At 69.2% G+C, this 10,237-nt stretch carries 10 protein-coding genes; 4 read left to right on the forward strand and 6 right to left on the reverse strand.

Going from position 1 to position 10,237, the window contains the following annotated elements; all coding sequences use genetic code 11:
• The first annotated feature begins 186 nt into the window (after positions 1 to 186).
• Positions 187 to 717: a DUF1465 family protein gene (locus MKK67_RS32125; protein WP_243973211.1), complete on the forward strand. Its 531-nt coding sequence runs from the start codon at positions 187 to 189 to the stop codon at positions 715 to 717.
• Positions 718 to 765: 48 nt separating this feature from the next.
• Here MKK67_RS32125 and MKK67_RS32130 read toward each other — a convergent pair whose 3' ends face one another.
• Both MKK67_RS32130 and rpmE read right to left on the reverse strand, forming a co-directional pair.
• Positions 766 to 1,545: a MetQ/NlpA family ABC transporter substrate-binding protein gene (locus MKK67_RS32130; protein ID WP_243973213.1), complete on the reverse strand. Its 780-nt coding sequence runs from the start codon at positions 1,543 to 1,545 to the stop codon at positions 766 to 768.
• Between the two features lie 450 nt (positions 1,546 to 1,995).
• Entirely contained in the window at positions 1,996 to 2,244 is a 249-nt protein-coding gene (gene rpmE, locus MKK67_RS32135) for a 50S ribosomal protein L31 (protein WP_007565880.1), read from the reverse strand.
• A 242-nt stretch (positions 2,245 to 2,486) separates the two neighbouring features.
• Between rpmE and MKK67_RS32140 the strand changes: the two genes are divergently transcribed.
• On the forward strand, positions 2,487 to 4,331 hold the full coding sequence (locus MKK67_RS32140; protein ID WP_243973215.1) for an ABC transporter transmembrane domain-containing protein: 1,845 nt from the start codon (positions 2,487 to 2,489) through the stop codon (positions 4,329 to 4,331).
• Positions 4,332 to 4,426: 95 nt separating this feature from the next.
• The gene (locus tag MKK67_RS32145; protein ID WP_243973217.1) at positions 4,427 to 5,458 is read left to right on the forward strand and encodes a D-cysteine desulfhydrase family protein; all 1,032 of its coding nucleotides are present in this window, start codon (positions 4,427 to 4,429) and stop codon (positions 5,456 to 5,458) included.
• A 16-nt stretch (positions 5,459 to 5,474) separates the two neighbouring features.
• On the opposite strand, the gene MKK67_RS32150 is transcribed toward MKK67_RS32145, so the two are convergent.
• From MKK67_RS32150 to MKK67_RS32165, 4 genes are all read right to left on the reverse strand, one after another.
• A complete protein-coding gene (locus tag MKK67_RS32150; RefSeq protein WP_243973219.1) occupies positions 5,475 to 6,170 on the reverse strand; it encodes a hypothetical protein in 696 nt (231 codons plus the stop codon).
• Positions 6,171 to 6,609: 439 nt separating this feature from the next.
• Positions 6,610 to 7,623 carry a peptidoglycan -binding protein gene (locus tag MKK67_RS32155; RefSeq protein ID WP_243973221.1) on the reverse strand — a complete coding sequence of 338 codons (1,014 nt, stop codon included), beginning with the start codon at positions 7,621 to 7,623 and terminating at the stop codon, positions 6,610 to 6,612.
• Positions 7,623 to 8,603 (reverse strand): MotA/TolQ/ExbB proton channel family protein, encoded by a 981-nt coding sequence (locus tag MKK67_RS32160; protein WP_243973224.1) that lies wholly within the window; start codon positions 8,601 to 8,603, stop codon positions 7,623 to 7,625. The genes MKK67_RS32155 and MKK67_RS32160 overlap by 1 nt, the downstream gene beginning before the upstream one ends.
• Positions 8,604 to 8,896: 293 nt before the next feature.
• On the reverse strand, positions 8,897 to 9,571 hold the full coding sequence (locus MKK67_RS32165; RefSeq protein WP_243973226.1) for an RluA family pseudouridine synthase: 675 nt from the start codon (positions 9,569 to 9,571) through the stop codon (positions 8,897 to 8,899).
• A gap of 57 nt (positions 9,572 to 9,628) precedes the next feature.
• Between MKK67_RS32165 and MKK67_RS32170 the strand changes: the two genes are divergently transcribed.
• On the forward strand, positions 9,629 to 10,237 hold a 609-nt coding region (locus MKK67_RS32170), incomplete at its 3' end, for a signal recognition particle receptor subunit alpha (protein WP_243973228.1).

A 10,237-nucleotide genomic window follows, 5' to 3' on the forward strand; every position in this document is an offset into this window, starting at 1 on the left:
TTTCGAATGCTTGCACACGAGGGCGCGCGCCATATCTTAACCATCGGCCGGCTCATTAAGGTTAAGAAAGATCTAACCCTGATGCTGCCGCGGTTCGGCGCTAGGATTGCTGCGTCGTCCGAGAGCCATGGCCGGAATGTCCCGGTCCGGTACGGCTAGGCCCGTCGGCGGCACAGGAGAGGCAGCATGAACGGCTTCGATGTCACGTTCCGGGACGATCGGGACTGGGTCGATTTCGGCAAGACCTACGTCAATTCCGTGGCGTTCAAGACGCTGTTTCGCGACGGCATGCTGCTCGTCGAGGAGACAGCGGCTTATCTCGATGGCGAGGGCCGGGACGAGTCGCGCCTCGTGTCGCGCGACGCCACGCTGAGCTACGCCGCCGAGAGCATGCGCCTCACGACGCTGCTGATGCAGATCGCGTCCTGGTTGCTGGTGCAGCGCGCGGTCGCGGAGGGCGAGATGACCCCCGCGGAGGCCCTGCAGGAGAAGCACCGGGTCAAGCTCGGCAGCACCGAGCCGCCGAAGCAGGCGGATTTCTCGCTCTTGCCGATGCGGCTCCAGCAGCTGATCCTGCGGGCGCGTCGCCTGCACACCCGCATCCTGCATCTGGATTCCCTGATCACCGACGACAGGCCGACGCCGATGCCGGTGGAGAGCCCGGTGGCAGCCCAGCACGGGCTGCTGCGCATGGCGTTCCGGTTCCGTGAGGGGTGAGGACGGCCGCGCGGTTGAGACGACAGCGCCAACCGCGCGGGATACCCGTCAGAAGGCCGGCAATTCCCCCGGCCGGTTCTCCGTGATGTATTTTCGGATCGTGTCGTTCTGGTAGGCGCGGACGAGCTTGGTCACCCAGGGGGCGTTCTTGTCCTTCTCCCGCACTGCGATGAAGTTGTTGTACGGGTTGTTGACCGACGACTCGATCGCGATGGAATCCTTGCCCGGCTTCAGGCCGGCTTCGACGGCGTAATTCGTGTTGATCACCGCGGCGTCGACATCGTCGAGGCTGCGCGGCAGCTGGGCCGCGTCGATCTCGCGGAACTGAAACGTTTTCGGATTGTCGATCACGTCGAGCACGGTGGGCAGGATGCCGACGCCGTCCTTCAGCTTGATCTGCTTCTGCGCCTGCAGCAGCAGCAGGGCGCGGCCGCCGTTGGACGGATCGTTCGGGATGCCGATCGACGCGCCGGTCTTCAGCTCGCCAAGGCTTTTCACCTTTTTGGAATAGAGGCCGATCGGCGAGACGATCGTGTCGCCGACCGGCACGATCTTGTAGCCCTTGGACTTGTTCTGGTTCTCCAGGAAGGGCTTGTGCTGGAAGGCGTTGGCCTGAAGGTCGCCGGCATCCAGGGCGGCGTTCGGCAGAAGGTAGTCGGAGAACACGACCAGATCGAGGTCGAGCCCGTCCTTGGCAGCGATGTCCTTCACCTTCGCCCAGACATCCTCGGAATCGCTGAAGATGCCGACCTTGATTTTCTCGCCGGCGAAGGCCGGTGCGGCGAGGGTCAACAGGATGGCGAGGACGGAAAACAGCCAGCGTTTCATGGATGACGACCCCGAAAACGTCGCTCGCAGCTTTCGAGCGCGTGAAATGATGTGTTGGTTTTTCTCAATGGCCTGAGAACGTGCCGAACGATGATCCCGCCGGAAACAACAGCAGCCTGCAGATCTCTCCGAGATCGCGATCGCCGAAGGTCGTTTGCCGGCGAGATCATCGACAGCATCGGACATTACGACGGCTTGGCTTGGCCGGAAAAGAGGCCTCGGAGATCATGACTACCGGCCGAAGCGGTCGGCAGCCGCCCTCATGGAAGAAAATTTTCCCCCTCTGAGGCAGGTGAAGATCAAACTCACGAGCCGCTCAGAAAAATCGCGACAGAATTCCGCTGAAAAATCCGCATCGCGCCCTGCGGAGACACGGTGCGCGCCAAAAGAAACGGGCGGCCCCGCGAGGGACCGCCCGTTCTGATTCGGGTCGGCGCGATCCGCGATGGATCAGCGCTTGCCGAGGTTGCCGAACCGCGAGTTGAAGCGCGAGACGCGGCCGGCGCGATCGAGCATCTTCTGCTCGCCACCGGTCCAGGCCGGATGGGTGAGCGGATCGATGTCGAGGTTGAGGGTGTCGCCCTCCTTGCCGTAGGTCGAACGGGTCCGGTACTCGGTGCCGTCCGTCATCACGACCTTGATGAAGTGGTAGTCGGGGTGCTCGGTCCCCTTGGCCTTTGCGGCCGCGTCCTTCGCCATGACCTGTCGTTCCTGTTCTGGCACGCCGGCGGGGAGCGCAGGAGGCGCCGCCCGGCCCGGAATGCGGAAGGTGTCACCGGTTGCACCGAACAGTGAGTTCGTGGCAACGGCACGTCCAAGCCGACCGTGGTGGCGGCCCGCGGCCATTGAACACGCGCAATCGGATGAGGGGCGGCGTATATCGCAGCCTCTCGCCGGGAACAAGCGCCATGGACCGGGTGGGAAGAGACGCGTGAGGCGTGATGGCCCGTAAGACGAAAGCGGCCGCGGCCGGCCGGCCCAAGGCGCCCCTGAGCGCGCTCCGGCCCCTGCTGCCCTTCGCCCTGCGCTACCGCGGGCGGATCGCCGCCGGTATCCTCGCCCTGATCTGCGCCTCGGCTTCGACCCTGGTGGTGCCGATCGCCATGCGGCGGGTGATCGACCACGGCTTCACGGCCGACGGCGCCAACGTCATCGACGCCTACTTTTTGGCCCTGCTCGGCGTGGTGGCGGCCTTCGCGCTGTCGAGCGCGGCCCGGGTCTATACGGTGGTCACCCTCGGCGAGCGGGTGGTGGCGGATCTGCGCAGCGCCGTCTTCGCCCGGCTGACGATCCTCGATCCGGCCTTCTTCGATCGTTCGCAATCCGGCGAGATCGTCTCCCGGCTCACCGCCGACGCGACGCAGATCAAGGCGGCCTTCGGCGTCTCGATCTCGATCCTGCTGCGCAACCTGTTCTTGTTCGTGGGCGCGACCGCCATGATGGTGATCACCAGCCCGCGCCTCTCCGTGATGGTGCTGGCCGCCATCCCGGTGATCGTCTTCCCGCTGATCCTCTCCGGCCGCGGCGTGCGGCGGCGGTCGCGAGCCGCCCAGGACCGGCTGGCGGACGCCTCGGCCTACGCCGCCGAGGCGGTCGGGGCCGTGCGGACCATGCAGGCCTTCGGACGCTCGGGGACCACGGCCGCGAAATTCGCCGCCGCGTCCGAGGAAGCCTATGGCGCCGCCCGGGATTCGATCCGGGCCCGCGCGCTGCTCACCGGCGTCGCGATCTTTCTGATCTCCGCCTCCGTGGTCGGGGTGATGTGGTACGGCGCCCAGGGCGTGCTCAACCACACCATGACCGGCGGCGAGCTCTCGCAATTCGTGCTCTACGCGGTGTTCGGCGCCGGCGCGCTCGGCCAGCTCTCCGAGGTCTATGGCGACCTCGCCATGTCGGCCGGTGCGGCCGAGCGGCTCACCGAGATCCTGGCGTCCGAGCCGGCGATCCGCGCGCCCTCCCCCACCCTGCCGCTGCCCGAGCCGGCGCGCGGCGCCGTCAACTTCGAGGCGGTGCGCTTCGCCTACCCGACCCGACCCGGCCACGCCGCCCTCGACGGGCTGACCTTCGCGGCGGCTCCCGGCGAGCGCATCGCCATCGTGGGGCCGTCCGGGGCCGGCAAGTCGACCGTGCTGCAGCTGCTCCTGCGCTTCTACGATCCGCAGGGCGGCCGCGTGCTGGTCGACGGCACCGACATCGCGCAGGTCGATCCGGAGGCCCTGCGCGCCCGCATCGCCCTGGTCCCGCAGGACCCGGTGGTGTTCTCCGGGACCGTCTCCGAGAACATCCGCTACGGGCGCCCCGAGGCCGGCGAGGCCGACGTGCAGCGCGCGGCCGAACTCGCCAACGCGCACGGCTTCGTCACGGCCCTGCCGCAGGGCTACGACACCCAGGTCGGCGAGCGCGGCGTGACCCTCTCCGGCGGCCAGCGCCAGCGCATCGCCATCGCCCGGGCGATCCTCAAGGATTCGCCGATCCTGCTCCTCGACGAGGCGACCTCGGCCCTCGACGCGGAATCCGAGCGCGCCGTCCAGGCGGCCCTCGACACGCTGATGCGCGGGCGCACCACCCTGGTCATCGCCCACCGGCTCGCCACGATCCGCGCCGCCGACCGCATCCTGGTCCTCGACGACGGCCTCATCGTCGAGACCGGCACCCACGAGAGCCTGCTCGCGCAGGGCGCGCTCTACGCCCAGCTCGCCAGCCTGCAATTCACCGACGCCCTGGACGAGACCGCCCGCGGCAAGGGCCTTCGGACCCGCGGCGAACGCATCCCCGCCGCCGAATAATTTGGGGACTTGGCTGCGTCGGGTTCGGGGACGGACAGCGTCTATCCGTCTGCCGGAGTCGGGACAGGAGCGATGGCGCGGTGTAAAAACCCGCGATGACCCGTCTCGACCTCGCCCGCTTCCCGCGCCTGCCGTTCCTCGCGCAGCCGACCCCGATCGAGCCACTGGACGGGCTGACGCGCCATCTCGGCGCGGCCCTGAACGGGGTGCGGATCTTCGTGAAGCGCGACGACGTGGCCGGGATCGGGCTCGGCGGCAACAAGCTGCGCAAGCTCGAATACCTGCTCGGCGCGGCCAAGGCCGAGGGCGCCGATACCGCGATCACCGTGGGCGCCATCCAATCGAACCACGCGAGGCTCACCGCGGCGGCCTCGGCGCAGGCGGGGCTCGCCTGCGAGCTGTTCCTCACCCGCAGCGTGCCCCGGCAGGACCCGGACTACACGGGGAACGGCAACCGCCTGCTCGACGACGTGTTCGGCGCCACCGTCCATGAGTTGCCGGGCGAGGCCGACTCGCTCGCGGCCGCGGAGGCCCGGGCGGCCGAACTGAAGGCGGCGGGCCGCCACGCCTACGTCTTCCCCTCCGGCGGATCGAGCCCGACCGGCTGCCTCGGCTACGCCAACGCCGCCGCCGAGATCCTCGCGCAGGCGGAGGCCATGGGCCTCACCTTCGCGCAGATCATCACCGCCAACGGCAGTGCCGGCACCCATGCGGGCCTCGTCGCCGGCCTCGCCGCGATGGGCCTCGATCCGGTCCTGGCGAAATCCTTCGCGGTGCTCGCCGAAGACAGCCGCGCCCGGGCCGAGGTGCTGGAGAAGGCCAACGCCACCCTGGCCCTGATCGGCGCCGAGCGGCGGGTCTCGCCCGAGGACATCAACCTCGACGGGCGCCACCGCGGCCCCGGCTACGGCATCCCCACGGAGGGCATGCTGGAGGCGGTCCGGCTCGTGGCGCGGACCGAAGGCAAGCTGCTCGACCCGGTCTACAGCGGCAAGGCCTTCGCGGGCCTGCTGCACGACGTGCGCGCCAGGCTCTACCCGGCGGGCTCCTCGGTGCTGTTCCTGATGACCGGCGGCACGCCGGGGGTGTTTGCCTACAAGGAGACGCTGGCTGGCCGGGGGGCCTGAACCGGCTCCCACCGCCTCAGGCGGCGCGGACGGTGCGGCTCAGCCGGCGCCCCGTCTCTCGCCGATCCGACACGGCCGCGATCGCGGCCGACGCCGCGCGGACGTCGTGGGTCGGTTCCGCAACGCTGGCGCTGGCAGCCAGATCCTGATCGGGCGCCGCCGCGATCCGGCATGCCTGGGAGGCGATCGCCGCCTGTTCGGCCAGGGCCTTCACCCGGGCAGCGACGCCCCGGAACCCATCGCCGGCCACAGCGCCTTGAGCCGCAGCAAGGGTGGCTCTCAGCGCCATCACGCTCGTCTGCGCGGCCATGGCCGCGATCGAGCCGGGCGAGTCCGTCGCGGGCGCCGGGACTTCACCCACGCCCATGCGGCTCAACCCATCCTGGAAGACCTGCACCGCCGCCGCGATCGCGTCGGCATCCGCGCGCTGCTCGATGAGGATCACCGCAGCCTTGGGATCATCCAGGCTGTGGCCGCCCGCGGCAGCGATCAGGACGCCCTGGCGCGCGGTGAACCGGGACCGCGCGAGAACCCATCCGCCGCCGCTCACCGCGACGACCAGAGCGACGAGTCCGCCGAGGACAAACGGCTCGAGCATCGCTGGTGCCGCCGTTGACGGAACGCCCCAGCTCGGACCCGCAGCCAGCAGCCCGCCGAGCACCGCGAAGACGGCGACGAGACCCGCGCACCTGGAAAGGGCAAGCTTGGACATCCGTGACCCCATCCCCATCTGGAAGGCACGATGGGTCGAAATGGCTAATTCCAAGTTAAACAGGGCCGAGCTGAATCAAATGTGATCGACTTTTGTTTTCGTCTCGAAATCACATCAATGAATTTTCTTAGAGCTTGTTTGACTGGTCTTTCCCATCCTCACCCTCATCCTGAGGTGCCGAAGCGCAGCGGAGGCCTCGAAGGAGCCCTCCAGCCAGCCGCGCGATCCTTGGAGGGCCCCTTCGAGGCTGCTCCGCAGCACCTCAGGATGAGGGGAGAGATTGGGATCGCCCTCGGCAGAACCATCATTCGACTGAGAGCGTGCGATCAAACAGGCTCTTACAGGCGCGGATTAAATATCCGCTTGATGACGGCGCATTAAGATCCAGACCCAAAAACGTCACCGGCGCTTCAACACCCGGGACGCAGCACTTGGCCCCCTACCGCTCCGTGAGCTTCATCTCGATCCGGCGGTTCTTGGCGTAGGTCTCCTCGGTCGTACCGGCGTCGAGGGGTTGGAACTCGCCGAAGGCGCCGGCCAGGAGGTGCTGGGGCGCGATGCCCTTGCCGGCGAGGTACTGCACCACCGCGATGGCTCGGGCGGCCGAGAGGGCCCAGTTCGAGGGGAATTGCGCGGTGTTGATCGGCCGCGCGTCGGTGTGGCCGTCGACCCGCAGGACCCAGGGCAGGTCCGCCGGGATCTGCTTGGCGAGGTCAGCGATGGCCCCCGCGATCCGGTCGAGTTCCGGGCCGGCCTCGGGCTTCAGGGTCGCCGAGCCGCCGGGAAACAGCACCTCGGATTGCAGCACGAAGCGGTCGCCGACCACGCGGATGTCCGGGCGGTTGCCGAGGATCTGGCGCAGGCGCCCGAAGAAGTCCGAGCGGTAGCGGGCCAGCTCCTGGACTTTCTGGGCCAGGGCGACGTTCAGCCGGCTGCCGAGCTCGGCGATGCGCACCTGCGATTCGCGGTCGCGGCTCTCCGAGGCGGCCAGCGCATCCTCCAGGGCCGCGAGCTGGCGGCGCATGGCGCTAATCTGCTCGTTCAGCAGGTCGACCTGGGACAACGCGCGCTTGGTCGCGCCGCGCTCGGCCTCGAGCTGCTTGTCGAGGGCGCCGGCAGCCCCCTGGCTGACGGTCGCGGCCTCGGCCTGCGACTTGGCCTGGTCGCGCTCGACCTCGACGCCGGCCAGCGTGGTGCGGAGGTTGCGCACCTCGTCCTCCTGGCTGCGGCGGTTCGAGCGTTCCAGGGCCAGCAGGTCGGTGAGGTCGGCGATCTGGCGGTTGAGCTTGACCAGCGTGGCGTCCCGCCCGGTCAATTCCTGCGACAGGAAGAACTGCCCGACCACGAAGACGGTGAGCAGGAACACCACGGCGAGCAGCAGCGTCGCCAGGGCGTCGACATAGCCGGGCCAGACGTTGAGGGGGCGTCGGGAACGGGCCGCGGTCGAGGCCACTACACCCGCTCCCGGCCGAGCCGATCGAGCACCTGCTTCAACTCACGCTCGCGGCTCGCCTGGGCCTCGACCCAATCGCGGATCATCTGCTGCTCCGCGCGCATGTGCTGGACGAGGCCCTGGATGCCCTCGGCGAGGTTGGTCATGGCGAGCGTCGCGGCCCGGCCGCCACCGCCCTCGGAGGCGATGGCGGTCAGACGCTCGATCGCCTCCTTGAGGTCCTGGGTGCCGGCTGCGGCCGGCCGGATCGCGCCCGCCGCCGCGGGCTCGGCCACCGCCTGGCCGGAAAGCAGCCAATCCTGCAATTCGTTGTGGAAACGGGCATGGGCCTGGCCGGCCTGCAATTCGAGGAAGCCGGTGATCAGCGAGGAGGCGAGGCCGAACAGCGACGCCGAGAAGGCGAGCCCGATGCCGGAGAGCGGCACGGCCAGGCCGGATTTCAGCTCGTCGAACATCACCCCGACATCGCCGCCGCCGCGCATGCCCTTGATCACGCCGCCGACCGCCGAGAGGGTATCGATCAGGCCCCAGAACGTGCCGAGCAGGCCGAGCAGGATCAGGATGCCGGCGATGTAGCGCAGGATTTCGCGATCCTCGTCGAGGCGGGCCGCGATCGTGTCGAGATAGCCGGAGGTCCCCGGCAGGAGCGCACCGGTCTTCCGGCCGGCGATCATCGGCACCATCGGCGCCAGCAAAGCCGGCGGTTGCTTGGCCTGGCCGCCGCTCGCCACCGCGTTGACGTAGCCGACCTCGCGGTAGAGGCGAAACACCTGCCCGAAGGCGATCAGCACCGCGATCAGCAGCACCCCGAGGATCAGCCCGTTGAGCCCCGGATTGGCCAGGAAGGCCGGCGTGATCTGCCTGAACAGGATGAAGGCCAAAAAGCCCACCAGGATCAGAAAGATCACCATCCGCCCGAGATAGATCCCGGGCCGTGCCAGCGGCTGTATTTTATTCTCGTTGTCGTCGCGGGCGGCCATCGGTCGCTCTAGCCTGGTCTCACCATGAAGCCGCCGGCAGGCGGGATCCGTCGCGGCCACTGTGGGGGCAGCCCCGCATGCGATCAAGTCTCGCCACGGACACGCTTGTGCGGCGTTCGCGCGGTTTGGACCGGATCACAGACGTGACGTGTCCCATCACGCGCGCTCCCGTGCAGCACAACTGGGCCATAGGGCGTAGCGCCTGTTTGACCGCTCGATACGGTTCCGGATCGAATCGCTCGTCCAGCGCCATCATTGCCGTGCAGCCCGTCAGCCAAAAACCGTAGGCCGGCCTAGCCGCCCATCCCCGCAACAGCGTCCGCGATATGCCGCGGCGGTGGCGCCTCGACGGTGATCGCGTCCCGCTTCGGGTAGAGCGGGATCGTCAGCGTCCGCGCGTGCAGGTGCAGGCTGCCGCCCCGGGGGCCGCTGCCGTAGATCGAATCGCCTAGGATCGGCCAGCCGGAGGCCGCGCAATGGACCCGGAGCTGGTGCGTACGGCCAGTGATTGGCTTCAGCTCCAGCCAGGTTCGGCCGTCGGCACGACCGAGGACGCGCCAATGGGTCAGGGCCGGGTCGCCCGCCGGGTCGGCCTTCATCCACCAGGAACGCGGATCGTCGGAGCGGCGGGCGAGCGGCAGGTCGATCCGGCCGGATTCCGCGTCGGGGCCGCCCTCGACCACGGCCCAGTAGGTCTTGTCCACGGCGCTGCCGGAAAACAGTTTTCCGAGCCGCGCCAGGGCCTTGGCATGGCGGCCGAGCGCGAGGCAACCAGAGGTGTCGCGGTCGAGCCGGTGCGCGGCCTCGGGGCGGCGCGGCAGGCCGAACCGGAGGCCGTCAAGATGGTCGGTCAGGGTCTCGCCGCCGCGCGGGCCCGGATGGACCGGCAGGCCCGGCGGCTTGTCGATGACGAGCAGCAGGGCATCGCGGTAGAGGAGGCGGGCACCTATGTCGAAGGTGAGTGACATCCGGCCGGGCTAGTGGCTCAAGGCCGGGTGGGCAAGGTGGGGCGAGGACGCGATTTCATGGCGAGCGAGGACAAGCCCGGCTGGTTCGGGCGCCTGTTCGGGCGCAAGGGCCAGGGCACGGGCGACGGTACGGCCCAGGAGACGACCGAGGAGACGACCGAGACGGAGCTGCCCGCCGAGGCGCCGGCCTCGCCCTCCGAGGGCCAGCCCGACTACGCCACCGGGGCCGAGGACGTCGCCCATATCCCGCTGCCGCCCGAGGAATCCGAGCCCCCCGTCGCCGACGTGGTCGAGGGTGCGGACCTGTTGCCGATCGCGGGCGAGCCCGAGCGGCCCCCCGCCGGCACGGCCGGGGACGACCCGGCCCACGGCGCCGACCCGGTCGATACCGGGGACGCGAACCGGGAGCCCGTGATCGAGCCGATGCCCGACATTCAGCCGGTGGATTCCGCCGCCGCGCTCGCCCACGATGCCGGCGCCGGGCCGGACCGGGAGCCCGAGGCCAAGGGCTGGTGGACCCGGCTCACCTCCGGGATGAAGCGGACCTCGTCGGCGCTGACCGACCGGGTGACCGGCCTGTTCACCAAGCGCAAGCTCGACGCCAACACCCTGGAGGATCTGGAGGACGCCCTGATCCAGGCCGATTTCGGCCTGGAGACCGCGACG

It is taken from the genome of Methylobacterium sp. J-072 (assembly GCF_022829425.1).
Classification (GTDB): domain Bacteria; phylum Pseudomonadota; class Alphaproteobacteria; order Rhizobiales; family Beijerinckiaceae; genus Methylobacterium.

Excerpts from the sequence above, each read along its gene's own strand:
- MKK67_RS32125 (WP_243973211.1), top strand. The coding sequence starts at position 187 with ATGAACGGCTTCGATGTCACGTTCCGGGACGATCGGGACTGGGTCGAT.
- MKK67_RS32130 (WP_243973213.1), bottom strand. The coding sequence starts at position 1,545 with ATGAAACGCTGGCTGTTTTCCGTCCTCGCCATCCTGTTGACCCTCGCC.
- rpmE (WP_007565880.1), bottom strand. The coding sequence starts at position 2,244 with ATGGCGAAGGACGCGGCCGCAAAGGCCAAGGGGACCGAGCACCCCGAC.
- MKK67_RS32140 (WP_243973215.1), top strand. The coding sequence starts at position 2,487 with ATGGCCCGTAAGACGAAAGCGGCCGCGGCCGGCCGGCCCAAGGCGCCC.
- MKK67_RS32145 (WP_243973217.1), top strand. The coding sequence starts at position 4,427 with ATGACCCGTCTCGACCTCGCCCGCTTCCCGCGCCTGCCGTTCCTCGCG.
- MKK67_RS32150 (WP_243973219.1), bottom strand. The coding sequence starts at position 6,170 with ATGTCCAAGCTTGCCCTTTCCAGGTGCGCGGGTCTCGTCGCCGTCTTC.
- MKK67_RS32160 (WP_243973224.1), bottom strand. The coding sequence starts at position 8,603 with ATGGCCGCCCGCGACGACAACGAGAATAAAATACAGCCGCTGGCACGG.
- MKK67_RS32165 (WP_243973226.1), bottom strand. The coding sequence starts at position 9,571 with ATGTCACTCACCTTCGACATAGGTGCCCGCCTCCTCTACCGCGATGCC.